This is a genomic window from Streptomyces sp. NPDC001843, assembly GCF_042891955.1.
Lineage (GTDB): Bacteria > Actinomycetota > Actinomycetes > Streptomycetales > Streptomycetaceae > Streptomyces.
The window spans coordinates 34,169-57,723 of sequence record NZ_JBIATQ010000011.1; the positions used below are offsets into that span (position 1 = coordinate 34,169).

The 23,555-nt window shown below is 69.9% G+C and carries 25 protein-coding genes, 1 tRNA gene and 3 pseudogenes; 14 read left to right on the plus strand and 15 right to left on the minus strand.

From position 1 onward, the window contains the following. The first annotated feature begins 16 nt into the window (after positions 1–16). The gene (locus tag ACFYZQ_RS26325; protein ID WP_389152358.1) at positions 17–790 is read left to right on the plus strand and encodes a sulfite exporter TauE/SafE family protein; all 774 of its coding nucleotides are present in this window, start codon (positions 17–19) and stop codon (positions 788–790) included. Here the strand turns inward: ACFYZQ_RS26325 and ACFYZQ_RS26330 are convergent. After that, positions 779–1,576 (minus strand): TIGR01458 family HAD-type hydrolase, encoded by a 798-nt coding sequence (locus ACFYZQ_RS26330; RefSeq protein ID WP_389152361.1) that lies wholly within the window; start codon positions 1,574–1,576, stop codon positions 779–781. The genes ACFYZQ_RS26325 and ACFYZQ_RS26330 overlap by 12 nt on opposite strands. Positions 1,577–1,609: 33 nt before the next feature. Here ACFYZQ_RS26330 and ACFYZQ_RS26335 point away from each other — a divergent pair, with 33 nt between their 5' ends. Next, on the plus strand, positions 1,610–2,398 hold the full coding sequence (locus tag ACFYZQ_RS26335; RefSeq protein WP_389152364.1) for a cobalt-precorrin-6A reductase: 789 nt from the start codon (positions 1,610–1,612) through the stop codon (positions 2,396–2,398). On the opposite strand, the gene ACFYZQ_RS26340 is transcribed toward ACFYZQ_RS26335, so the two are convergent. From ACFYZQ_RS26340 to ACFYZQ_RS26350, 3 genes are all read right to left on the minus strand, one after another. Then, positions 2,385–2,825: a hypothetical protein gene (locus ACFYZQ_RS26340; protein WP_389152367.1), complete on the minus strand. Its 441-nt coding sequence runs from the start codon at positions 2,823–2,825 to the stop codon at positions 2,385–2,387. The two genes, ACFYZQ_RS26335 and ACFYZQ_RS26340, sit on opposite strands and share 14 nt — an antisense overlap. 51 nt (positions 2,826–2,876) lie before the next feature. Beyond that, a complete protein-coding gene (cobF, locus tag ACFYZQ_RS26345) occupies positions 2,877–3,650 on the minus strand; it encodes a precorrin-6A synthase (deacetylating) (RefSeq protein ID WP_389152370.1) in 774 nt (257 codons plus the stop codon). A gap of 63 nt (positions 3,651–3,713) precedes the next feature. Beyond that, complete coding sequence (locus ACFYZQ_RS26350; protein WP_389152373.1) at positions 3,714–4,205, minus strand: DUF309 domain-containing protein; 492 nt, start codon at positions 4,203–4,205, stop codon at positions 3,714–3,716. A gap of 104 nt (positions 4,206–4,309) precedes the next feature. On the opposite strand from ACFYZQ_RS26350, the gene ACFYZQ_RS26355 reads away from it, so the two are divergent. The 5 genes and pseudogenes from ACFYZQ_RS26355 (at position 4,310) to ACFYZQ_RS26375 (ending at position 6,406) form a co-directional block, all read left to right on the plus strand. Continuing rightward, a tRNA-Pro gene (locus ACFYZQ_RS26355) sits at positions 4,310–4,383 on the plus strand. An 83-nt stretch (positions 4,384–4,466) separates the two neighbouring features. Next, positions 4,467–4,560: pseudogene (locus ACFYZQ_RS26360) on the plus strand (IS5/IS1182 family transposase); the annotation flags it as partial. Positions 4,561–4,655: 95 nt separating this feature from the next. Then, positions 4,656–5,238, plus strand: a pseudogene (locus tag ACFYZQ_RS26365) (transposase family protein). Positions 5,239–5,326: 88 nt separating this feature from the next. Next, entirely contained in the window at positions 5,327–5,686 is a 360-nt protein-coding gene (locus tag ACFYZQ_RS26370; protein WP_389152376.1) for a hypothetical protein, read from the plus strand. Between the two features lie 12 nt (positions 5,687–5,698). Continuing rightward, positions 5,699–6,406 (plus strand): hypothetical protein, encoded by a 708-nt coding sequence (locus ACFYZQ_RS26375; RefSeq protein ID WP_389152379.1) that lies wholly within the window; start codon positions 5,699–5,701, stop codon positions 6,404–6,406. A gap of 103 nt (positions 6,407–6,509) precedes the next feature. Here ACFYZQ_RS26375 and ACFYZQ_RS26380 read toward each other — a convergent pair. The 3 genes and pseudogenes from ACFYZQ_RS26380 to ACFYZQ_RS26390 all read right to left on the minus strand — a co-directional run. Then, a pseudogene (locus ACFYZQ_RS26380) lies at positions 6,510–6,815 on the minus strand (alpha/beta hydrolase); the annotation flags it as partial. A 178-nt stretch (positions 6,816–6,993) separates the two neighbouring features. Further along, entirely contained in the window at positions 6,994–7,776 is a 783-nt protein-coding gene (locus ACFYZQ_RS26385) for a class I SAM-dependent methyltransferase (RefSeq protein WP_389152382.1), read from the minus strand. 84 nt (positions 7,777–7,860) lie between these two features. Then, on the minus strand, positions 7,861–8,673 hold the full coding sequence (locus tag ACFYZQ_RS26390) for an SAM-dependent methyltransferase (protein WP_389152385.1): 813 nt from the start codon (positions 8,671–8,673) through the stop codon (positions 7,861–7,863). 150 nt (positions 8,674–8,823) lie between these two features. Between ACFYZQ_RS26390 and ACFYZQ_RS26395 the strand changes: the two genes are divergently transcribed. Continuing rightward, positions 8,824–9,249, plus strand: a complete 426-nt coding sequence (locus ACFYZQ_RS26395; protein ID WP_389152388.1) for a tetratricopeptide repeat protein — start codon at positions 8,824–8,826, stop codon at positions 9,247–9,249. Here ACFYZQ_RS26395 and ACFYZQ_RS26400 read toward each other — a convergent pair. After that, a complete protein-coding gene (locus ACFYZQ_RS26400) occupies positions 9,246–9,665 on the minus strand; it encodes a cold shock domain-containing protein (RefSeq protein WP_389152391.1) in 420 nt (139 codons plus the stop codon). The genes ACFYZQ_RS26395 and ACFYZQ_RS26400 overlap by 4 nt on opposite strands. Before the next feature lie 214 nt (positions 9,666–9,879). Between ACFYZQ_RS26400 and ACFYZQ_RS26405 the strand changes: the two genes are divergently transcribed. Together ACFYZQ_RS26405 and ACFYZQ_RS26410 are read left to right on the plus strand one after the other, a co-directional pair. Further along, complete coding sequence (locus ACFYZQ_RS26405; protein ID WP_389152394.1) at positions 9,880–10,866, plus strand: aldo/keto reductase; 987 nt, start codon at positions 9,880–9,882, stop codon at positions 10,864–10,866. A gap of 55 nt (positions 10,867–10,921) precedes the next feature. Continuing rightward, positions 10,922–11,746 carry a DUF427 domain-containing protein gene (locus ACFYZQ_RS26410; RefSeq protein ID WP_389152397.1) on the plus strand — a complete coding sequence of 275 codons (825 nt, stop codon included), beginning with the start codon at positions 10,922–10,924 and terminating at the stop codon, positions 11,744–11,746. Positions 11,747–11,769: 23 nt separating this feature from the next. Here ACFYZQ_RS26410 and ACFYZQ_RS26415 read toward each other — a convergent pair whose 3' ends face one another. The 7 genes from ACFYZQ_RS26415 to ACFYZQ_RS26445 form a co-directional block, all read right to left on the minus strand. Next, the gene (locus tag ACFYZQ_RS26415) at positions 11,770–13,788 is read right to left on the minus strand and encodes a beta-galactosidase (protein WP_389152400.1); all 2,019 of its coding nucleotides are present in this window, start codon (positions 13,786–13,788) and stop codon (positions 11,770–11,772) included. Further along, the gene (locus ACFYZQ_RS26420) at positions 13,785–15,107 is read right to left on the minus strand and encodes a glycoside hydrolase family 36 protein (RefSeq protein ID WP_389152403.1); all 1,323 of its coding nucleotides are present in this window, start codon (positions 15,105–15,107) and stop codon (positions 13,785–13,787) included. The genes ACFYZQ_RS26415 and ACFYZQ_RS26420 overlap by 4 nt, the downstream gene beginning before the upstream one ends. Before the next feature lie 27 nt (positions 15,108–15,134). After that, on the minus strand, positions 15,135–16,028 hold the full coding sequence (locus ACFYZQ_RS26425; protein WP_389152406.1) for a carbohydrate ABC transporter permease: 894 nt from the start codon (positions 16,026–16,028) through the stop codon (positions 15,135–15,137). After that, on the minus strand, positions 16,025–17,005 hold the full coding sequence (locus ACFYZQ_RS26430) for a carbohydrate ABC transporter permease (protein ID WP_389152409.1): 981 nt from the start codon (positions 17,003–17,005) through the stop codon (positions 16,025–16,027). Before ACFYZQ_RS26430 ends, ACFYZQ_RS26425 begins: the two co-directional genes overlap by 4 nt. Next, positions 17,002–18,315, minus strand: a complete 1,314-nt coding sequence (locus ACFYZQ_RS26435) for an ABC transporter substrate-binding protein (protein ID WP_389152412.1) — start codon at positions 18,313–18,315, stop codon at positions 17,002–17,004. The genes ACFYZQ_RS26430 and ACFYZQ_RS26435 overlap by 4 nt, the downstream gene beginning before the upstream one ends. A gap of 212 nt (positions 18,316–18,527) precedes the next feature. After that, entirely contained in the window at positions 18,528–19,313 is a 786-nt protein-coding gene (locus ACFYZQ_RS26440) for a GntR family transcriptional regulator (protein WP_389152415.1), read from the minus strand. Beyond that, a complete protein-coding gene (locus ACFYZQ_RS26445) occupies positions 19,297–19,464 on the minus strand; it encodes a hypothetical protein (protein ID WP_389152418.1) in 168 nt (55 codons plus the stop codon). Before ACFYZQ_RS26445 ends, ACFYZQ_RS26440 begins: the two co-directional genes overlap by 17 nt. 173 nt (positions 19,465–19,637) lie before the next feature. On the opposite strand from ACFYZQ_RS26445, the gene ACFYZQ_RS26450 reads away from it, so the two are divergent. The 4 genes from ACFYZQ_RS26450 to ACFYZQ_RS26465 are packed head-to-tail and all read left to right on the plus strand — an operon-like array spanning position 19,638 to position 23,554. Continuing rightward, the gene (locus ACFYZQ_RS26450; RefSeq protein WP_389152421.1) at positions 19,638–20,657 is read left to right on the plus strand and encodes a sugar ABC transporter substrate-binding protein; all 1,020 of its coding nucleotides are present in this window, start codon (positions 19,638–19,640) and stop codon (positions 20,655–20,657) included. Next, the gene (locus ACFYZQ_RS26455; protein WP_389152424.1) at positions 20,657–21,733 is read left to right on the plus strand and encodes an ABC transporter permease; all 1,077 of its coding nucleotides are present in this window, start codon (positions 20,657–20,659) and stop codon (positions 21,731–21,733) included. The genes ACFYZQ_RS26450 and ACFYZQ_RS26455 overlap by 1 nt, the downstream gene beginning before the upstream one ends. Before the next feature lie 4 nt (positions 21,734–21,737). Further along, a complete protein-coding gene (locus ACFYZQ_RS26460) occupies positions 21,738–22,649 on the plus strand; it encodes an ATP-binding cassette domain-containing protein (protein ID WP_389152427.1) in 912 nt (303 codons plus the stop codon). A 2-nt stretch (positions 22,650–22,651) separates the two neighbouring features. Next, positions 22,652–23,554 carry a sugar phosphate isomerase/epimerase family protein gene (locus ACFYZQ_RS26465; protein WP_389152430.1) on the plus strand — a complete coding sequence of 301 codons (903 nt, stop codon included), beginning with the start codon at positions 22,652–22,654 and terminating at the stop codon, positions 23,552–23,554. Position 23,555: the final 1 nt, after the last annotated feature.

Consider the following 23,555-nt stretch of genomic DNA (forward strand, 5'->3'; position numbering starts at 1 on the left):
ATAGCATCGGCCCGGCATGAACACGATGACGCTCTGGCACATATCCGGGTGGGGATTCACCGCGCTGGCCTTCGCGGCGCTGCTCGTCGGCTTCTCCAAGACCGCCGTCAGCGGGGCCAACACGGTCAGCCTCGCCGTCTTCGCCGCGGTGCTGCCCGCCCGGGCCTCCACCGGGGTGCTGCTGCCGGTGCTCATCGCGGGCGACGTGCTGGCCGTCCTCACCTACCGGCGGCACGCCCACTGGCCCACGCTGTGGCGGCTGTTCCCCGCGGTGGCGGCCGGAGTGATCGTCGGCACCCTGTTCCTGATGTGGGCGGACGACGGTGTCGTACGGACCTCGATCGGCGGAATCCTGCTGCTGATGGCCGCCGTCACGCTCTGGCGGCGGCACCGCTCCGAGGCGGAGGAGGAGCCGGACTCGGTGGGCAGCCGGGCGGGCCGGATCAAGGCCCGGTCGTACGGTGTGCTCGGCGGCTTCACCACGATGGTCGCCAACGCGGGCGGCCCGGTGATGTCCCTCTACCTGCTGTCCGCGGGCTTCCGGAAGCTGGGCTTCCTCGGGACCTCGGCCTTCTTCTTCCTGATCGTCAACGTCTCCAAGGTGCCCTTCAGCGTCGGCCTCGGCCTGATCGACGGCCGCTCGCTGCTGCTGGACGCGGCGCTCGCGCTGTTCGTCGTGCCGGGCGCGTTCATCGGCAAATGGGCTGTGAACAGGATCAACCAGCGGTTGTTCGAGCAACTGGTGATCGCGGCGACCGTCGTGGGCGGGGTGCAGCTGCTACTGCGCTGATCCCTCGCGCAGCCCGAGCAGCCCCGGAAGGTCCGCGAACGAGTCCAGGACGTGGTCAGGGGTGCCGTTCGCCCTCTCATGCGTCTCTGGCAGGTACTTCCCGGTTCTCACCAGCACGCCGGTGATCCCCGCACGCTGTGCCGCGAGTACGTCCGACTCGATGTCGTCGCCCACCATCAGCGCCTGGTCCGCGCCGACCCCCAGCCGGGACAGCGCGGCCTCGAAGAAGGCCGGCGACGGCTTGCCGGTGACCTCCGCCTCGACCCCCGAGGCCTTCTCCAGCCCGGCGAGGAACGCGCCCGTGTCCAGTTGCAGACCGGAGTCCGTCCGCCAGTACAGGTTGCGGTGCATGGCGACCAGCCGCGCCCCGCGCTGGAGGTGCCCGAAGGCCCGGTTGAGCTGCGCGTAGCCGAACTCGGGACCGGCGCCGCCGACGACCACCACGTCGGGGACGGCGCCCTCGTCGACGAGCGTGACGCCGACGAGGTCCTCCTCGATGTCCCCGCTGTTGAGGAGCGCGCACCGGGCGCCGGAGAAGCGCTCGGCGAGATGGGCGGCGGTGACCGCGGGCGCGGTGAGGACGTCCTCGCCGGTGACGGGGAACCCGGCTTCGGACAGCGTCCGGGCGATCGACGCCCGGGTGCGGGACGTCGTGTTGGTCACCAGCGCCACGGCGAGTCCGGCCTCGCGGATCTCCCGCAGCGCCTCCACGGCACCCGGCAGCGGCTCCCACGACACGGTGAGTACCCCGTCGATGTCGATCAGCACACCACGCACGGACTCCATGCCTGGACGATAGCCGCCCCGTACCCTGACGCCATGTCCCCGCACGCCACGGCCCCGCACGTCCTGATCCTCGGCGGCACCACCGAGGCCCGCCGGCTGGCCGCCGAGCTCACGGCGCGCGGTGCTCTCCGGGTCACCACCTCGCTGGCCGGACGGGTGACCCGGCCCGGTGCACCGGAGGGTGAGGTGCGGATCGGGGGGTTCGGCGGGGCGGACGGGCTGGCGGACTGGCTGCGTGAACACCATGTGGACGCCGTCGTCGACGCCACCCACCCCTTCGCCGCCCGGATCACCGCCAACGCGGCGCGGGCCGCGACGTCCGCCTCGGTCCCGCTCCTGGTCCTGCGCCGCCCGGGCTGGCGGCCCGTCGAGGGCGACCGCTGGCACCCGGTGCCCTCGCTCGGCGCGGCGGCCGATGCGCTGCCCGGCCTCGGCCGCCGGGTGTTCCTCACCACCGGCCGCCTGGGCCTCGCGGCCTTCGCACACCTCGACCACCTGCACTTCGTCGCACGGTCCGTGGAGCCCCCCGAGCCACCGATGCCGGCCGGCCTCGAAGTGCTCCTGGCGCGCGGCCCCTTCACGGTCGCCGACGAACTGCGGCTGCTGCGCGGCCACCGCATCGACGTCCTGGTCACCAAGGACAGCGGGGGAGAGGCGACAGCGGCCAAACTGACGGCGGCCCGCCAACTGGCGCTGCCCGTGGTCGTCGTACGACGCCCGCCTCTCCCGGAGGGAGTGACCGCGCTGCCCGACGTGGCGGCCGTACGGGAACGGCTGAGCCGGCTGGAGGGGCCGGCCCGGTCCGGCCTCAACCGGCCGTGACCGACCTCCGCAGCCGGTCGATCGCGCGCAGCACCTCGTCACGGTTCTTGGCGCTCTTGACCCACGCGGGCAGCCGGGCCACGTACGTCATCTTCCGCCCGTGCTCGTACCAGGGGGCCCGCTCCCGCAGCGAGGCGGCCACGAACCTCCGGAGCAGGTCGAGGTGTTCGAGGTTGTACGCCCAGAGCTCGCCGTGCCGGGTGGTGGTCCGCAACCACAGCGCCGGCCAGTGCCCGTCGACCAGCCACGAGTTCCGGGACAGACCGCAGGACCGGCAGACGAGACGGTGCCGCGCTTCCCGGGCGAGCTCCGGCCGTTCCTCGGCGTGGGCGATCCGCGCACAGCGCGGGCAGCGGACCAGCATCGAGGACCGGAACCGGCAGGCCGTGAGGCCGGTGTCGTGGAAGCGGACGGGTACGGGAGACATGCCGGGAGTATGAAGGACGCCCCTCCTCCCAGGCATCCCGTTTGCGAGGCCTCACGCGTCCTTCGGGTTCCGGCGCAGCAGATAGGTGTCCATGATCCAGCCCTTGCGCTCCCGGGCCTCGGCCCGCAACCGCTCGATACGCGGGGCGGCCTCGGCGATCGGGCCGGAGACGAGGATCTCGTCCGGGGTGCCTATGTAGGCCCCCCAGTAGATGTCGATGTCGTCGCCCGCGTACTGCCGGAAGGTCTGACGGGCGTCCAGCATCACCACCACGTCGTCCACGCCTTCCGGGAAGCCCTCGGCGAGCCGCCGCCCGGTGGTGATCTGCACCGGCCGGGCGACCCGGTTCAGCCCCGTGCGGTGCCGGGCGACGAGCGCCGAGACGCTGCTGACACCGGGCACGACGTCGTACTCGAAGGCCACGGCGCCCCGCTCCAGCACCTCCTCGAGGATCCCGAGCGTGCTGTCGTACAGCGCCGGATCGCCCCACACCAGGAACGCGCCGGTCTCCTCCTCGCCCAGCTCGTCGGCGATCAGCCGCTCGTAGATGTCGGCCCGGGCACTGCGCCAGTCCTCCACGGCCGGCGAGTACGCCGTACCGCCCGCACTCCGGTCCCGCTCCGGATCACGGGCCTCCACCAGCCGGTACGCCCTTCCCGGTAGGTGCGCGTCCAGCATGTCCCGGCGCAGCCGCGTCAGGTCCGACTTCGCCTCACCCTTCTCGAGGATGAAGAACACGTCGGTGCTCCGCAGCGCCTTGACCGCCTGCAGGGTCAACTGGTCGGGGTCGCCCGCGCCGATACCGATGACATGAATCTTTCGCACGGCCCCGAGTCTGCCGTATGCCACTGACAGTGGGTGAACCGCCTGGGGGTGGTTCACACCCCGCTACGACGCCCGCAGCCGGGGCGCCCGCGCCCGAGCGTCGACCGGGCCACCGCCCCGCTCCACGGTCTCGGCCAGCTCCCGCGCCCAGGCGACGATCCCGGCGAGATCGATCCCGTAGGGCTGCTGCTGCCCCCCGCCCGCCCACTCCTCGACGGCGCCCGCGCCGCGCCTGAGCAGCCGCGCACCGCCGGTGGCGTTCCCCCGCGCGGCATGCGTCAGCCCCACGGCGAGCTGCGCCAGCCCCCGCCAGAGCGAGCGCTCACCCTCCGGTCCGGACTTCCACGCGTCCTCGAACACCTCGTGCGCGTGGAACGGCCTTCCGGCCGCCAGCAGCGCCTGCGCCTCACCGACGGTCTCCTCCGGGGTCCGCACGACGCCCTCCGGCTGCCGTGCCACCCCCTCCGCGCCGTACGGCAGGGGCCGCCCCAGCCCGTCCCGTGGCCGCGCGTTCCGCGCCCGCCCCTCACTGTCCCGGTCCCGCCTGTTGCCCATACGTCCGATTCTCCCCCCGGTCCGGGTGCCCCCTTCGGCCGCCCCTCCGGGGTGCGGTAAAGTGCTGTCCGCGCGATCACACGGCTCACCGTGTGCGAGCGCACCGGGACGTGGCGCAGCTTGGTAGCGCACTTGACTGGGGGTCAAGGGGTCGCAGGTTCAAATCCTGTCGTCCCGACTCGAGAGAGTCGTAGGCCAGGGGCTGTTCCGGAGAAATCCGGGACGGCCCCTGAGTTGTCATTGGGCCGCACTGACCCAGGCCGGTCCTGGCAGATCTTCCGCAGAAGCCGTTGCAGCCCGAACCGCAGTGACCGCCATCGCCAAAGCCGTCCTCACCCTGGAGAGGCGACGCTGAAAACGCTCACTGAACCTCTTTCATCCCCATGTTGGCGGGTGAAATGGGCTGGGCAACGGGTCCGGTGACGAGGCAGGCCCCTCGTCGTTGGCGCGGTGATTCCACTCATCGCACTGGCGACCGACGGCCCTGTTGGTTCCGTACCCTTCCACGCTCGATGTCCCGCATGAGCTTGTCGGGCATGTCTCCTGGCTCATCCACGCCCGAAGGAGGTGAACTGCGATAGGGGAAAGTTGAGCTGCTTCAAGCAGGCCCTGCTCACCCTGGCGCATCCGCGTGAGAACGAGACGTATCAGCAGGTTGGCGCCGCATCCGGGGTGTCCCAGGCAACCGCCTGGCGCTATGTCGACGAGACCGTCGAGATACCGGCCTCCTGGGCGCCGGGCCTGCATGAAGCCCTGACCGCAGCGCGAGCCCACGGCTTCGTCCAGGCGTGCCTGACCCGGCACGTCCTCGTGCTCGCCGACCGGGCCTATCAGGGAGCCGGCGGCACCGTTCGCACCCCCTCCTACCACAACAGCGAACAGCCGGCGCTAACAGCAGTTCAACCGCGATCACGCCCGGCTGCGGGCTTACCCCACCCGCCGCATCGGCGTCATCGTCCAGGCCGCCCACGGCGGTGCCGGACCGGCGCCGATCGCCACGCGGTCACGGCTCCACCCCTGCCCGTTTCGGTGATGCCTCGATGCCCTGAATTACCGTCAAGTCCCTTCATGGGAAGGAAATTTCATGGAATACTGAGCCTGGACTACAACGGGGGGGTTTGATGGTCGGGGTGGAACTGGTGATGGCGGCGCTGGCCGCCGGGGCGTCGGCGGGTCTGACCGACACGGCGAGCGGCGCCGTCCGGGACGCGTACGCCACACTCCACGAGGCCGTGCGCCGCCGGTTGTCCGCGCGCGGCACGGATGTGCCGGACGCCGAACAAATGGAGCCGACCGCTTGGGCGGCATGGCTGCGTGAGGAGCTGACCGCCTCCGGCGCCGACCGGGACCAGGAACTGCTGGCGGCGGCCGAAGCCCTCTGGGCGCTCGTCGGCGCGGGAGGCACATACCGGGTCGATGCGCGCGGCGTCAAGGGCTTGCAGTTCGCCCACCAGTCCATTCAGATCAACACATACAACTGAGGGCCGCAGCCGGTGGACAGCTACGACGGGAACCCGCCGCAGACCGACGCCCGACGAGCGACCGAGCAGCAGACCGGGATCGAGGGCACGCGGATCGACGCCCGGCAGGGGACCGGACTGCAGATCGGGCCCGGGGGTACGCAGATCAACATCGATGTGGGATCGACCGCGTCGACCAACCGGGCCAGGCGGCACCTCTACTTCAAGATCGGCAGCAGTGCGGGGGTGAAGTTCAACATGATCCCGCCGATCGCCGACTCCCACCCCTCCGAGGCGTTGTCCGAACTCCTGGAGGGGCTGCAACGGATCGGTATCCCTCAGTACCGGCTCGACGCGATCCGCGCTCGTGCCGACGACGTGGCCGCAGCGCCCCCCGGGGAGCAGTTCGTGGCAGCGGTGTTCGCGTTCGCCGCAGCGGTCGACGACGTCACCGATGCGCTCCGCGAACGCTCGGTTGGCGACGAATTCGATTGGTTCAATCTGGCCGATCTGATCGCGAGGATCTTCGTGGTCGTGCGGGCGCGATGGCCCGAAGACCCCACGAGGGACAGCGCATCCATGCGGGAGAGCCTCTACGTGCTCGCGGAGCGCCTGGACGTGACGGCGAGTGTGCGGAGCAGGATCCAGGAGTTCGCCACCATGGAGCTTCCTACCGCCACGCTCGACGAGTTCGCCGACGCCGCGATGCGCCTTCAGAACCTCTGCCACCACTTGAACTGACCCGCCTCGCGATCCGGCGCTCCGCACAGGGCCACATCCCCGGGCGTCCCGGTGGGTATGGCCTGTGCCGTCGTGCGGCGGCATGTCGGGCCGGCCGGTGCGGTCAGGAGCAGACCGTGCCGTGCTCCCGCACCTTGCCCCGCAGCAGGTACGCGTCGACCGTGGAGTCCACGCAGTCGCTGTCGTTGCCGTACGCGCCATGGCCGTCGCCCTTCCAGGTCAGTTCGCCCCCGACGCCGCGGCCAGTTCGGTGGCCATCCGCCGTGCGCCCTCGCAGGGCGTCGCCGGGTCGCCGGTGGTGTCCCAGGCGAGGAACGGGCCGAAGACTGGGGAGATCCGCTCGAAGCGGGGGCAACAGCCGCTTCATAGCGGTGAGCGTGGGCCGCTGCCTGTTGTCCAGGCACAATATGGGGCTGGGCGTGGCCCGTCACGGGACTGGTCTACCGGGCCACCGAACGCGCGGCTGCGCGAGCGAGCCGAGTGGGCCGTGCACCACTGGGCCCTCGACATCGACGTACGCCATCGTGTCACCGACGGCATGGTCCACGCCCACATCGCCACCCCGCCTGCGGCTGACAGGACGGCCCTTACCTGGGTGGCTTGACCGCGCGGGTCGCTATGAAGCCGGGGAAGTACTGCGCCGTGATGTCCGCATGGTGCGGCGCTTCGCTGAGGTGGGTGAGGACGAAGCCGGCGGCCAGCTGGCCACCGATCTGCTCGGTCAGTGAGTGGCTGTACTCGATCGGACCGCTTCCGTAGGCGCGTATCCGGTCAGTCTCCGAGAGGTCGAGCGTGCTGAAGGGGAGCCGGTGACGCACCACCAGCTCCTGCCGGTCGAGCGCCACTTCGTCGAAGATGTAGACGTCCGGGTTCATGAATCCGGTCAAGAGTGTCCCGCCGGGGCGTAGGACGCGGAACGCCCCCTCCCAGACCGGTGTCAGCTCGGGACAGAACACGTTCGACACGGGGTTGACGATGACGTCGAAGCCGGCGTCGTCGAAGACTCCGAGGTCGCGCATGTCGCCGAGTACGGTGCGAAGCACCAGGCCCTCACGAGCGGCGACCTCGTCGTCGCGGGCCAGTTGTTTGGGCGAGTTGTCGAACACTGTCACCGTGGCACCCGCTGCTGCGAGTACGGGGCCCTGCTGGCCCCCGCCGGAAGCGAGGCAGAGCACGCGAACACCGGCCAGTTCGGAGGGAAACCAGTCGCGCGGCGTCGGCTCGTGTCCGACGAGAACCACGGACCAGTCGCCTGCACGCGCCCGGGCTATGACCTCGGGACCGACCGGCCGGGACCATTCGTTGTCGCTGTCGACCAGGCGGTCCCAGGCAACGCGGTTGTGTGCCACCGGGTCGAAGTCTTCTGCCACCACGCTGCACCTTAACGCGGCTGGGGATTCTGCTGCATGTGTAGGGCTGTCCCATAACGTGCGCACGACGGTGCACCACGGCTCTCAGGGCTTGACGGCCACCGCACCGAACTGCGGCACCGGCGCCGCGGCCGCCCCATCGGCACGCCACTGCGAGCAGGGCACCAGGCCGGGCTCCACCGGATCCAGGCCGTCGAGGAACGCGGCGATCTCGGTTCGGCCGCGGGCGGTGATCGGCGGGGTGGCGTGGGCGTTCCAGAACTCCATGGCGGCCACGTTGCCCTCGCCGCCCACGTCGCCGTCGTACGTCGGGTGGGTCAGCACCAGGTGGCTGCCGGAGGGCACCGCGGCCATCAGCCGCCGCACGATGTCCGCGGCCTCGCCGGTGTCCAGCACGAAGTTGAGGACGCCGAGCATCATCACCGCGACCGGGCGGGTCAGGTCCAGGGTCCCTGAGGCGCGTTCCACGATGGCGTCCGGGTCGTGCACGTCGGCGTCGACGTAGTCCGTGACGCCCTCCGGGGAGCTGGTGAGCAGCGAGCGGGCGTGCGCGAGGACGATCGGGTCGTTGTCGACGTACACGATCCGGGAGTCGGGGGCGATCCGCTGGGCGATCTCGTGGGTGTTGTCGGCCGTCGGCAGGCCCGTGCCGACGTCGAGGAACTGCCGGACGCCCCGCTCGCCGGCCAGGAACCGCACCGCCCGGCCCAGGAACTCCCGGTCCGCCCGGGCCACCTCCCGGATCACCGGGAACATCCCGGCGACCTGCTCGCCGATCTGCTGGTCGACCTCGTAGTTGTCCTTGCCGCCGATCCAGTAGTTCCACACCCGTGCGTTGTGCGCCACGGACGTGTTCAGCCGCGCCGGTCCGGTCCTGGAGGAGTGGTCCTCGCTCACGTGTTCGCCCTTCTCATGTGCGGTTCTCCGGCGTCATTGTGCCGCCCCACCCGATCGCTGTACCGGAAACCGGGCACCCCGGGCCGTTGTGAACCAGGCGGAATACGGGTGACCGCAGGGGCGTTCCCCGGCTGCGGAAACGGAGGAACGATGACCGGCGACTTCAACGGCTACCCGGCGACCGGCGGTGTCGCGCCCGACCGATGGGCGAGCGCCCTGCACCTTTTCGACGAGGGCGCCGGAGTCCCGCACGAGGAGACCACCGCCGAACGCTGGGAGCGGGCCCGGCTGCTGTTCGAGGCCAAGGACTACATCGGGGCCGCGAAGCTGCTCGCCGCCGTCGTCGAGGAGGTTCCGGAGCAGACGGGTCCCCGGCTGCTGCTGGCCCGCGCCTACTACCACTCCGCACAGCTGCGGCGGGCCGAGGAGCAGTTGCGCGAGATCGTCGAGCGCAACCCGGTGGAGCACTACGCCCACCTGATGCTGGGCCGCACGCTGCAGCGCCAGGGGCGCAGGGACGAGGCGGACACCTGGCTGCGGATGGCCGCCGCGTTCTCGGGCGAGTCCACGCCCTAGCGATCGACCCAGCCGTGGTTCTGGGCGAGGTCCGTGATCCGCTTGCGCAGGTCCAGGATCTGCGCCCCGGTCAGCGTGGGCTCGGCGCACAGGAGGACCTCGGTGACCTCGTGCTCGAATTCCGTGGCCGAGAGGACGTCGCACATGTCGTCGCCGTCCGGGTCCGCCCCGCGGCGGTGCGCGAACACCGGCTCCAGGCCCGGCGCCGGTTTCAGGACCCGCACCGCCGACGCCTTCGGACCGCGATCGCCCTCCTCCACCAGGAATTCCACGGTGCTGCCCGGACCGAGCAGGTTCTTGTCGTCCAGAAGATCGTTCACGTGCATGAACACGTCGTCACCGCCGGTGTCGGCGGCCACGAAACCGTAGCCCTTGATCCGGTCGAACGAGACGACCGTGCCCCTGACAGTCACCACAACCACCACCTCATCCACCCCACACCGGACTTCCCGCCGGTCACGATAGGCGCGGGCGCGGAACCGGACAAGACGCGTCCCCGCGACCCGGACGCCGCCCCTGACGCCCACGCCCACGCCCACTCCCAGGCCCTTGACTTCGCGTGCACTTCAAGCCCAAGACTCCTGTCCGCGTGCCCAGCACCCCGGACGCACGGACGGAGGGAGCAGCAGCGTGAAGTACCGCACCATCGGGACCGACCCGGCGACCCGCCGCGAGGTGAGCGTGCTCGCCCTCGGCGCCATGCCGTTCGGATCGAGGACGGACGAGCGGACCTCGTTCGCCGTCCTCGACCGGTACGTGGAGGCCGGCGGGAACTTCATCGACACGTCCGACAACTACGCCTTCTGGGAGGACGGCGGCCAGGGCGGGCAGAGCGAGGAACTGCTCGGCCGGTGGCGGCGCAGCCGCGGGATCGGTGACGAGGTCGTGATCGCCACCAAGCTGGGCGGGAGGCCGCTCGCGCCGGGGACGAGCTACGTCGACAACGCCGAGGGCCTGTCGGCGAAGGTCATCCGGGAGTCGGCCGAGCGCAGCCGGGAACGCCTCGGCGTGGAGCGGATCGATCTGCTCTACGCCCACATAGAGGACCGTTCCGTCCCGCTGGGCGAGACCGTCGATGGCTTCGCCGCACTGGTGGAGGAGGGCACCGTAGGGCTGCTCGGCGTCAGCAACCACGCCGTCTGGCGGGTGGAGCGGGCCCGGTCACTCGCCGCCGCGGCCGGCCGGCCCGGCTACGAGGTGCTCCAGTACGAGCACAGCTACCTCAGGCCTCGCACCGACGTGCCGGACGACCTCTTCCCGGACGGCAGCCTAGGCGGCGCCGACGCACAGCTCCTCGACTACCTGCGCGCCGAGCCGGAGCTGACCCTGGTGGCCTACTCGCCACTGCTCAAGGGCGCCTACACCCGCCCGGACCAGCCGCTGCGCCCGGAGTACGACCACCCCGGCACCCGCGCCCGGCTCGCCGCCCTGGGGGACGTCGCCCGGGAGACGGGGGCCACGCCCAACCAGGTGGTGCTGGCCTGGCAGATCGGCGGGCCGCTGCCGGTCGTACCGCTGACCGGCACCTCCTCGGTGGCCCAGCTGGAGGAGAACCTCGCCGCGGTGGAACTGGAACTCGACCCGGAGCAGCGGACCCGCCTGGACGCCGCCCACTGAGCGCGCCGCCCGTCCGCCACCGACGTACGCTCCTTCATGAGCCAAGGAGCGGGTCATGACCACACTTCCCACCGCCCATTCCGTCCGCACCACCCCGGAAGGCTTCCAGTGGGAGCCCAGCGACCGCTGGGTGCGCGGGGTGAAGGACGAGGTCACCGTCGTGGACAGCCGGCACCCCGTGCTCGTGTGGGAGCCCGGACTGCCCGTACCCCAGTACGCCTTCCCGCGCGGGGAGGTCCGCCAGGACCTCCTCCGCCCGGCGGCGCACCCCCCGACTGGCGCGCACGCCGGGTCGCGGGTCTTCTACGACCTCGCCGTCGGCGGCGAGCCGCTGCGCAACGCGGCCTGGACGTACCCGGGCCGGGAACTCGCCGGGCACATCGCCTTCGCCTGGTTCCAGCGCACCGGACCGGGCCTCGACCACTGGTACGAGGAGGACGAAGAGATCTTCGTCCACCCCCGCGACCCGCACAAACGCGTCGACGCCCTGCCCAGCAGCCGCCATGTCGTGGTCGAGATCGACGGCACGGTGGCTGCTGAGACCCGGCGCCCCGTGCTGCTGTTCGAGACGGGACTGCCCACGCGGTTCTACATCCCCCGCGAGGACGTCCGCCTCGACCTGCTGGACCCCACCGACCACAGCAGCAGATGCCCGTACAAGGGCGTCGCCGAGTACTGGTCCTGGCGGGGCGACGCGGACGTGCCGGGCAACATCGTCTGGAGCTACCCGGACCCCCTGCCCGCGGTGGCCGCGGTCAGGGGACTCCTGGCCTTCTACAACGAGGCCGTCGACATCACGGTGGACGGCGAACGCCGCCGGCGTCCGGTCACCCTGTTCACCTGGGCCCTCTTCGACAGAACCGAGGCGGGCAGGCACTAGGGGCCGTCCTGCGGCCCCCTCCCCTAGACGTCCCCGCGGGGCTCCCGTACGACCGCGATGTCACCCGGGGCCAGTGTGACCGAGCCGGTGGTCTCCTTGCCGGTGAGGAGTTCGGTGGCGCCCGCCGGGACCGGGATCTCGGCGCCCTGTCCGGTGTGGTCGATCAGGAACACGTAGTCCGCGTCGGTGCCGCGCCGCCGGACCACCTCCACGCCCGCCGGCACCGAGCGGACCGGCTCCACGCCCGCCTCGGCGCGCATCCGGCCGAGGAGCCCGGCGAGGGTGTCCGGGTCCGGGAGCGTCGCCACGTACCAGGTGGTGCCCGCGCCGCGCGCGTGCCGGGTCACGGCCGGTACGCCCGCCAGGGGGCCGTCCGCGTACGAGGCGACCGCCTCGGCGCCCGCCAGGCGCAGCCGCTCCGACCACAGCGTGCCGGTGGCCTCCTGAGGCACCTCCCCCCTCAGGCCCACCTTCTCGCCGGGCAGCAGCGGGAACGGCTCGTCGCTGCGCACGCCCAGCGCCTCACGGAACGCGCCGGGGTAACCGCCCAGCCGCACATGGCATTTCTCGTCCACCATGCCGCTGTGGAAGCCCACGGCGAGGGTGCCGCCGCGCTCCGCGTACGAGGTGAGGTTCGCGGCGCCCGCGTCGTCCACCAGGTAGAGGCCGGGCGCCAGCACCAGACGGTACGCGGACAGGTCCCCGTCCGGGCGGACGAAGTCCACGGCCACCCCCGCCCGCCACAGCGGCTCGTACCAGGTGCGCACCAGGTCCAGGTAACGCAGCTCGCCGCTCGGCTGGGAGGGCAGCTCCAGGGCCCAGCGGGCGTCCCAGTCCCAGACGATCGCGACCTCGGCCGTGCCCGTGCTGCCACGCACTTCGGCCAGCGCCTTCAGGTCGGCGCCGAGCCGCACCACGTCCCGCCAGATCTGGCTGTCGGTGCCGGCGTGCGGCAGCATCGCCGAGTGCCACTGCTCGGCGCCGGCCTTGGCCGCCCGCCACTGGAAGTAGGCGATGCCGTCCGCGCCGTGCGCCACGTGCGCGAGGGCGTTGCGACGGAGCTCGCCCGGGCCCTTGGCGCGGTTGACCGGCTGCCAGTTCACGGCGCCCGTGGAGTGCTCCATCAGGAACCACGGCCCGCCCGCGAGGGAGCGCATCAGGTCGCCGCACAGCGCGATGTCGATGTGCGACTCGGTGTCCGTGGACTGCAGATAGTGGTCGTTGGAGACGACGTCCAGCTCCGGGGCCCAACGCCAGTAGTCCAGCGCCTCGAAGCTGAAGTTCACCATGAAGTTGGTGGTGGCGGGTGTGTCCGGGGCCGCCACGCTCAGCACGTCCCGTTCCGCCCGGTACAGGGACAGCAGTTCGTCGGAGCAGAAGCGGCGCCAGTCCAGCTGGTGCGTGGGGTTGGGCACGGCGCCGGTGGCGCGGGGCGGGAGGATCTCGTCCCAGTGGTAGTACCACTGGCTCCAGAAGGTGGTGCCCCAGGCGTTGTTGAGGGCGTCCAGGGTCCCGTACCGGGCCCGCAGCCAGCCGCGGAAGGCCTCCGCGCTGGTGTCGCAGTAGCAGGCCGCGTTGTGGCAGCCGTACTCGTTGTGCACGTGCCACATCGCCACCGCCGGGTGGTCGGCGTACCGCCGTGCCAACTGGTCCGCGATGCGCAGGGCCGCCCTGCGGTAGGCCGGGCTGGACGGGCAGAACGTCTGGCGGCTGCCGTACGACAGCGTGCGGCCGTCCCGGTCGACCGGCAGGGCCTCCGGGTGGGCGCGGAAGAACCAGGCGGGCGGCGCCGCGGTCGGCGTGGCGAGGTCGGCGGCGATGCCGTTCTCGTGCAGCAGTCCGAGGATCTTGTCCATGCGCGAGAAGTCGAACACGCCCTCGGCGGGCTCCATCAGCGCCCAGGAGAAGATGCCGACGCTGACCATGTTCACCCCGGCCTCGCGCATCAGCGCCACGTCCTCGGCCCACACCTCCTCGGGCCACTGCTCGGGGTTGTAGTCGCCGCCGTAGGCGATGCCGGGAACGGACAGGGTGCGCTTCATCGGGTGGCTCCGGAAAGGATGCGGCGCGTGGTCTCCACGCCCCACTGGTCGAGGGAGAGCAGACGGTCGCTGGAGGCCATCAGACCGCCGGTGGCCGCCACGTGCGCGGCCCAGCGCTCACGGGTCTCCACGGCCGGGCGGGCCATCAGGCAGTCCGGGTCGTTGACCCAGAGCCGGCCGTGCTGCCACTGGCGGGCGGCTCCGGTGAACTCGGCCGGGTCCTGTCCGGGCTGGCTGTAGTCACCGGCCTCGGGGCGGCGGTGCGGGGCCGTGTCGGGGCTGACCCGCATCGCGTCGAACAGGCCGAGGGAGGGCAGGATCGGCGCGCCGCAGCCCAGCAGGTAGGCGTCCGGGCCGATGGCCTCCCGGATGACGCCGATGCCCGCCCGGTAGGCGGACAGGGCGTCCATGTTCTCGTGGTCCCCGTGTCGCACGCCCTCCAGCGCGCCCGCGTACAGGAAGTCCACCTTGAAGTAGTCGTAGCCCTCGGCGCGCAGGGTCCGGAAGACGTCGTCCAGATAGGCGGCCGCCTCGGGGTGGGTGGTGTCCAGCACGCACAGGTCGTGGCCCCAGTTGCGGCCGGCGTGCGCCGGTCCGCCTTCGGCGTCGCGGACCAGCCAGTCGGGGTGCTCCGCGGCCAGGTCGCTCGCCGGGTCCACCAGGAACGGCGCGGTCCAGATGCCCGCCCGGCGGCCCCGGGCCCGGATCGCGTCCGCGATGGCCTCGCGGGAGCGGAACCGTCCGGAGAGGGTGAGCCAGTCACCCAGCGCGCGCTGGTAGCCGTCGTCGATCTGCACGACGTCGATCGGCAGGTCGAGGGTGTCCATCGCGCGCAGGTTCTCGTGGATGTCGTCCTCGGTGACCTCCGTGAAGTACTCGTACCAGGAGCACCACACCGTCGGCGCCGGGCGCGGGGCGGGCAGCCCGAGGCTCCCGGCCCAGTCGCCCAGCACCGACGGGATGTCCGTGCCGGTCCACTCCTTCACCGGGCCGTCGGCCGTCACCTCGGCGCGGTCGCCGGTGACGGTGAGGCGGACGGACGGCACCTCGTGGGTCGGGTCGGCCGCCGCCCACAGCCGTACCGGGGAGCCGTCGCCGGGGTCCAGGGCGAGCAGACCCTCGCCCTGGAAGGCACCCGCGGGCACGGTGACGCCCGGTCGGTAGCAGACGGTCGCCCAGTTGGCGTCGGTCGGGCGGTACGGCGCCTGGTCGAGGGCGTAGGTGCCGCTGGGGCTCCAGGACTGCCAGCCCTCCTCGTGGACGCGCGCGCGGCGCGGGTCCACGAGGACCGAGGCGACCGGGGTGAAGGAGTGATGCACGGGATCTCTTTCGGCGAATGGGGGCGCTCAGCCCTTGTTCGCGCCCAGCGTCAGACCGCTCACGAACTGCCGTTGCAGTACGAAGTACACGATCAGCGTCGGGATCGCGGTCAGCAGGGCGCCTGCGGCGACCAGGTTGGGGTCGGTGAAGTACTGCCCGGAGAGGTTGTTCAGCGCCGAGGTGATCGGCATGTTCTCGCCGGTGGAGATCAGCACGATGGCCCAGAAGAAGTCGTTGTAGATCCAGATGGACAGCAACGTCGCCAGGGCGGCCATCGCGGGCTTGCACAGCGGCAGCACGATCTGCCAGTACATCCGCCACACCGACGCGCCGTCGACGAGGGCGGCCTCGGTCAGCTCGTGCGGCAGCATCCGCATGTAGTTGCTCAGCACGAACGCGCAGAAGCCGGACTGGAACGCCACGTGGATCAGCACGAGGCCCAGCGCGGAGTCGTACAGCTTGCCGCTCATCGTGATGCCGGGCAGGTCGATGAGCAGGTACATCCGGTACAGCGGGGTGATGATGACCTGCTGCGGCAGCAGGTTGCCGGCCGTGAACACCAGTAGCAGGAAGACGTTCAGCCGGAAGTCGAAACGGCTGACGTAGAACGCGACCATCGACGACAGCAGCAGCGTGAGCAGCACGGCGGGAACCGCGATGATCAGCGTGTTGCCGAAGTAGTGCATCATGTCCGACTGCTCGAACGCGTTCCTGAAGTTCTCGAGGCTCAGCTTGTGCGGCCAGGAGACGTAACCCCTGTCGCTGGTCTCCGAGTACGGGCGCAGGGCCGCGAGGATCGCCCACAGCAGCGGGGCCAGCCAGGCCAGCGAGGTGACGACGAGGAACACGTGCAGCAGCACCCGGGCCGGGCGGACGGGGGTGCGCTGCTTCAGCGGCGCCGCGGCGTTCACGGTGCTCATGCGCGCCGCTCCTTCCGGAAGGTCGCGATCAGGTACGGGATGATGACCGCGAGCGAGATGACCAGCAGGACGACGGCGATCGCGGAGCCGTATCCGATCCGGCTGGACTCGCCGATGATGTTGTTGGTGATCAGGATCGACAGCAGCTCGGTGCCCTGGGCGCCCTTGTTGAAGACGAACACCAGGTCGAAGGCGCGCAGCGCCTCGATGATGGTGACGACCAGGACGACCGTGTTGGTCGGGCGCAGGGTGGGGAAGATGACGTTCTTGAACGTCTGCCACTCGTTGGCGCCGTCCAGCGAGGAGGCCTCGCGCAGGGACGGGTCGACGCCCTTCAGACCGGCCAGGTAGAGGATCATCATGTAGCCGGCGTGCCGCCAGGAGGCGGCGATCAGGACGGCCCAGAGGTTGAGCTTCGGGTCGCCGATCCAGTCGATGTAGTGGCCCGGCTTGTTGGCCCCGATCAGGCTGTTGATCAGGCCCGTGTCGGGGTTGTAGACGAGCTGCCAGACGAACCCGGTGACCGCCAGCGACACCACGACCGGCAGGAAGTACGCGGTCTGGTAGACGCGGCTGAAGCGGATCTTCTTGTCCAGCTGCACCGCGAGGAACAGGCCCATCGGCGTCGGGACCAGGATGAGCACGACGAACCAGATGATGTTGTGCTGGACGGCGGGCCAGAACTGCGGGTTGTCGGTGAACAACTGTTTGAAGTTGTCCAGCCCGACCCACTTGATCGAGTCGAAGCCGATGCCGTCCCAGCTGGTGAAGGCCAGGGCGATCGAGGCGAGGGCCGTGAACCAGACGAGGGCCACGTGCAGGAGGGTGGGCACGCCGGCCATGAAGCCGAGCGTGACGCGGTCACGGCGGGTCAGCAGGCGCTTGTGGCCCTGCGGCACCCGCTTCTTGACAGGCGCGGGGCCCGGAGGCGGCACGGGGGCCGCCTCCGGGCTCTTCGGAGTGATGTCGGTGGTCATGCGGAGGCGAAGATCTGCTTCTTCTGGCGGTCGATGGAGGACAGCAGGCTGTCGACTCCCTTGGGGTTCTGGAGGAACTTCTGGAGTCCGGGCTGCATCACCGTCGAGGTGAAGTCCGGCCGGGAGTCGCGGTCCATGAACTGGGTGAGGCTCTTGGCCTCACTGATCATCTTGTACGCCTTCTTCTGCAGCGCGGTGTACGAGGAGGTGTCGGCCTTGCTGGAGGCGGCCACCACGCTGGAGTCGGCCTTGAGGTAGATCTGCTCGGCCTCCGGCGTGCCCAGGAACTCCATCAGCTTCACGACACCGTCGTGGTTCTTCGGGGACTTGCTGACCATGAAGCCGTCGGTGGGCGCCTCGACGGTGTCCTGGCCGTACGCGGGGTTGATCTCCGGGAAGGGGAAGAAGTCGAGGTCCTCGACGTCGGCCTTGTTGGTGAACTGCTGCCCCACGAAGGAGCCGATGACGTACATGCCGGTCTTCTTGGCGACCAGGCTCTGGGCGGCGTCCTGCCAGGTGCGACCCATGAAGCCATCCTGGTGGTAGGGGAGGAGCTCGGACCAGTGGTCGAAGACGGCCTTGACCTTGGGGTCGGTCCACGACTCCTTGCCCGCCATCAGGGACTTGTGGAACTCGTAGCCGTTGAGGCGGAAGTTGATCTGGTCGAACGTGCCCATCGCCGGCCAGGCGTCCTTGTCGCCGAAGGCGATCGGGACCAGACCGTCCTTCTTCATCTTCTTGCAGAGGGCGACCAACTGGTCCCAGGTGGTGGGGATTTCGTAGCCGTGCTGCTTGAACACGCTCTTGCGGTAGAAGAGCGCCCACGGGTACGTGTACAGCGGAACGAAGTAGTACTTGCCGTCCTCGCCCTTGCTGAGCTGCTTCATCGCGTCGGGGAAGTTGTCCCCGATCTTCGCCCACACGTCGTCGATCGGCGAGGCGAGCTTCTTGGCCGCGAAGAACTGCATGCGGTAGCCGGCGAACCAGGTGAACACGTCGTCCGGCGTGCCCTGCAGGTAGGAGTTGATCTGCTCCTGGAAGGTGTTGTGGTCCTTGGTGTTGACGTCGACCTTGATGCCCGACTTCTTCGTGAAGGCGGCGTAGATCTCGGCGAACGCCTTCTTGGGCACCGCGTCCGAGGAGTTGGAGCCCAGACTGACGGTCTTGGGGTCGGACGAGCTGCCGCTGCTGCCGCACGCGGACAGCAGGGGTATTCCGGCACCGGCGAGGAGGGCGGCTCCGCCCGCTCCGCGGAGCAGGGAACGGCGGCTGGGACCCGGCACGGCGAGACCGGAGGGCGAGAGGCGCATGGCGGCTCCTGTTAAGGCAGGGGTTCGGACAAGGGGAGAGCCGGCCTCCGAAAGGTGCTCGAAACCGATCAGAAACCAACTCGACCGAACATCGTGGGCGTAATAACAGCCGCATATCCGCTCATGCGTCAATAGCTTCCGTCCGTCTCGTGCGTCTCTTGCCCGAAACGTAATCGACACGACCGCCAACCGGATCGTTCACAAAGCGACAGTCACGGTCTGACCAGTAGCTGGAAGTCGAAGGTGTACCGCGATGCCCGGTAGATGTGGGTTCCGTACTCGACCGGTCGGCCCGCGTCGTCGTACGCCGTGCGCCGCATGGTGAGCAGGGCCGCGCCCTCCTTCTCCTGGAGGCCGGCCGCCTCCTCGGCGGTGGCGCCGCGCGCACCGACGGTCTGCCGCGCGCCGTGGAGGGTGATCCCGGCGGAGCGCATCATCCGGTACAGGCCGGTCGACTCCAGCCGGGCGTCGTCGAGTTCGATCAGCGCGGCGGGCAGGTAGTTGCAGAGCGACGCCACGGGCCGGCCGTGCGTGTAGCGCAGCCGCTCCAGGACCGTGACCTCCTCGCCCTGCGCCATGCCGAGCGCGGCGGCCACGTCGGCGGACGCCGGTACGCGCTCGTTGCGCAGGACCCGCGTCGTCGGGCGCTGCCCGGCCGACTCCAGGTCGTCGTAGAGACTGCTGAGCTCAAGGGGTCGTCTGACCTGGCTGTGCACGACCTGAGTGCCGACGCCCCGGCGGCGCACCAGCAGCCCCTTGTCCACCAGGGACTGGATCGCCTGCCGCACGGTCGGCCGGGACAGGCCCAGTCGTACGGACAGGTCGATCTCGTTGCCCAGCAGCTTGCCCGGTGCCAGCGCCCCGTGTCCGATCGCCGCCTCCAGCTGCTGTGCGAGCTGGTGGTACAGCGGCACCGGACTGCTCCGGTCCAGGGTGAAGTCGAGGGAGTCGAGCGGGGAGACGGTCAGGGAGCGGGCGCGGTCACCGGTCCTGGGCACCGGACACCTCCTTGCGGTGAGGGCTGTTCGGAGGTGGCCGGCGGCGGGCGGCGACCCGCCGCTCGTCGTCCTCGCGGTCCTCGCGTACGGTCGTGACGCGCAGTACGTCCACGCCGACCGGGCGGCAGGTCGACCGGCCGGAATGGCTCATGCCCCTCAGGTGTAGGGGTGGACGGCAGTCCTGTCAATGATTTGTACTTACATTCTGACTAGCTCCTGAAATGATGTCTTAACAAAGTATTGACAGCAGGCCCCCCAAGGACTTGGATCGCGTCCCAGCGCACCAGCGTCCTTTCCCCCGTAGCACAGTGAGGTGCAGGAAAAATGGACCGCTCTTCTCTCTCCCGCTCCCGCAGACTGGCCCCCGTCGTGGCCGTGGCCGCCGCGGCAGCACTGACCCTCGCCGGCTGCTCCAGCAGTTCGGGAGGGAAGAAGGCCGAAGAAGGAGGGGCGAACGCCTCCGCGGGCAAGGCCACCACTCCCCGGATGACGGTCGCGCTCGTGACCCACCAGGCACCCGGCGACACCTTCTGGGACATCGTCCGCAAGGGCGCGGAGGCAGCCGCCGCCAAGGACAACATCAAGCTCATCTACTCCCACGACCCGAACGCGGGCCAGCAGGCCAGCCTTGTGCAGAACGCCGTGGACCAGAAGGTCGACGGCATCGCCATCACCCTCGCCAAGCCCGACGCCATGAAGGACGTCGTCAGCAAGGCGACGGCCGCCAAGATACCCGTGGTCGGCCTCAACTCGGGCGTCAGTGACTGGAAGAAGCTGGGCCTGCTGGAGTTCTTCGGTCAGGACGAGACCGTTGCCGGTGAGGCGCTCGGCAAGCGGCTCAACCAGGAGGGCGCCAAGAAGGCCGTCTGTGTGATCCAGGAGCAGGGCAACATCGGCCTCACCCAGCGCTGCGACGGCGTGAAGAAGACGTTCTCCGGCACCACCGAGACGCTGTACGTGAACGGCACCGACATGCCGTCCGTGCAGTCGACGATCACCGCCAAGCTCAAGCAGGACACCGCCATCGACTACGTCGTCGCCCTCGGTGCCCCCTACGCGCTGACTGCCGTGCAGTCGGTGGGCGAGGCGGGCAGCAAGGCCAAGGTCGCCACCTTCGACCTGAACAAGGACCTGACCAACGCCATCAAGAAGGGCACCATCCAGTTCGCCGTGGACCAGCAGCCCTACCTGCAGGGCTACCTTGCGATCGACTCCCTGTGGCTCTACAAGAACAACGGCAACTACAGCGGCGGCGGCGAGCAGCCGGTGCTGACCGGGCCGGCCTTCGTCGACAAGTCGAACGTCGACACCATCGCCCAGTTCGCCGCGAAGGGCACCCGGTGATGAGCATGACCCAGCAAGCCGAACCGGCGGTGGGCACATCGCCGGGGCCCGGCCCCCGGAAGACCGACGGGCGCACCGCCGAGCGGCCCCTGGTGATCCGGCTGCTGGCCCGTCCCGAGGTGGGCGTGTTCCTCGGCGCGATGGCAGTCCTGGTCTTCTTCCTGATCGCGGCGCCCACGGTCCGCCAGGGCAGCTCGATGGCCACGGTCCTCTACCAGTCGTCGACCATCGGCATCATGGCGCTGCCGGTGGCCCTGCTGATGATCGGCGGCGAGTTCGACCTCTCGTCGGGCGTCGCCGTGATCAGCTCGGCGCTGACCGCGAGCATGCTCAGCTACCAGCTCACCCTGAACGTGTGGATGGGTGTGATCGTCGCCCTGGTCGTCTCGCTCGGCATCGGGGCCTTCAACGGCTGGATGGTGGTCCGCACCGGACTGCCCAGCTTCCTGGTCACCCTCGGCACCTTTCTGATCCTGCAGGGCGTCAACCTGGCCGTCACCAAACTGGTCACCGACAACGTCGCCACCGACGACATCAGCGACATGGACGGCTTCGACCAGGCGAAGAAGATCTTCGCCTCCTCCTTCGACGTCGGCGGGGTCCAGGTGAAGATCACCGTGGTGTGGTGGCTGGTCTTCGCGGCCATCGCCACCTGGGTGCTGCTGCGCACCAAGTACGGCAACTGGATCTTCGCCGTCGGCGGCAACAAGGAGTCCGCGCGCGCGGTCGGTGTCCCGGTGAACTTCACCAAGATCACCCTGTTCATGACCGTCGGCTTCGGTGCCTGGTTCGTCGGCATGCACCAGCTGTTCTCCTTCAACACCGTGCAGTCCGGTGAGGGCGTCGGCCAGGAGCTGATCTACATCGCCGCGGCGGTGATCGGCGGCTGTCTGCTCACCGGCGGCTACGGCTCCGCGATCGGCCCGGTCTTCGGCGCCTTCATGTTCGGCATGGTGAACCAGGGCATCGTCTACGCGGGCTGGAACCCCGACTGGTTCAAGGCCTTCCTCGGCGTGATGCTGCTCGGCGCCGTCCTGATCAATCTGTGGGTCAGCCGCACGGCGACCCGGAGGTGACCCGATGACGAACAACGGAACCGGAACCCACGGTGCCATCCTCGAGGACACCGTGCCCCCCGAGGACGGGGCGATCGTCGAACTGCGCGGCGCGGGCAAGTCCTACGGCAACATCCGCGCCCTGCACGGCGTGGACCTGAAGGTCCACCCCGGCCGGGTGAGCTGCGTGCTCGGCGACAACGGCGCCGGCAAGTCCACCCTGATCAAGATCATCTCGGGGCTGCACCAGCACACCGAGGGCGACTTCCTCGTCGACGGCACCCCGGTGCGCTTCAGCACCCCCCGCGAGGCCCTCGACAAGGGCATCGCCACCGTCTACCAGGACCTCGCCACCGTCCCCCTGATGCCGGTGTGGCGCAACTTCTTCCTCGGCTCGGAGATGACCAAGGGTCCCTGGCCGATCCGCCGCCTCGACATCGAGCGGATGAAGGAGACCGCGGACGAGGAACTGCGCAACATGGGCATCGTCCTGGACGACCTCGAGCAGCCCATCGGCACCCTCTCCGGCGGCCAGCGCCAGTGCGTGGCGATCGCCCGCGCCGTCTACTTCGGCGCCCGCGTCCTGATCCTGGACGAGCCGACCGCCGCGCTCGGCGTCAAGCAGTCCGGCGTCGTGCTGAAGTACATCGCCGCCGCCCGCGACCGCGGCCTCGGCGTCATCTTCATCACGCACAACCCCCACCACGCCTACATGGTCGGCGACCACTTCAGCGTGCTGCGCCTCGGCACCGTGGAACTGTCCGCCGCCCGCAGCGAGGTCAGCCTCGAGGAGCTGACCAACCACATGGCCGGCGGTGCCGAACTCGCCGCGCTCAAGCACGAACTGGCCCAGGTCCGCGGCGTCGACGTGGAGGAACTCCCCGAGGCGAAGGACCTCACCGCGCCCGTGGCGACCTCTCCTGAAGGGACCCCGTGACCATGGCCGACGTCCTCGACCGCATTCGGGTGGGCTCCGCCCCCGACTCCTGGGGCGTCTGGTTCCCCGACGACCCGCGGCAGGTCCCCTGGCAGCGCTTCCTCGACGAGGTCGCCGAGGCCGGATACTCCTGGATCGAACTGGGCCCGTACGGCTATCTGCCGACCGACCCGGCCCGCCTCACCGACGAGTTGCAGCAGCGGGACCTGAAGGTGTCCGCGGGCACGGTCTTCACCGGCATGCACCGCGGTCCGTCCGTCTGGGAGTCCACCTGGGAGCACGTCAGCCAGGTCGCCGCGCTCACCCGGGACATGGGGGCGAAGCACCTCGTCGTCATCCCGTCCTTCTGGCGCGACGACAAGACGGCCGAGATCCTCGAACCACCGGAGCTGACGACCGAGCAGTGGGCCCACCTCACCAAGGGCGTGGAGCGGCTCGGCCACGAGGTGAAGGAGGTCTACGGCCTCGACCTCGTCGTCCACCCGCACGCCGACACCCACATCGACACCGAGGACCACGTCGAGCGCTTCCTCGACTCCACCGACACCGAACTGGTCAACCTCTGCCTGGACACCGGTCACTACGCCTACTGCGGCGGTGACAGCGTCAAGCTGATCGAGACCTACGGTGAGCGCATCGGCTACCTGCACCTCAAGCAGGTCGACCCGGAGATCCTGGCCGACGTCGTCAAGCACGAGGTCCCGTTCGGTCCGGCCGTCCAGCGCGGTGTGATGTGCGAACCGCCCTCGGGCGTACCGGAGCTGGGGCCCGTGCTGACCGCCGCGCAGAGCCTCGGCGTGGAACTGTTCGCCATCGTCGAGCAGGACATGTACCCGTGCGAGCCGGACAAGCCGTTGCCCATCGCCGTGCGCACACGGCAGTTCCTCAGGTCCTGCGGAGCCTGAC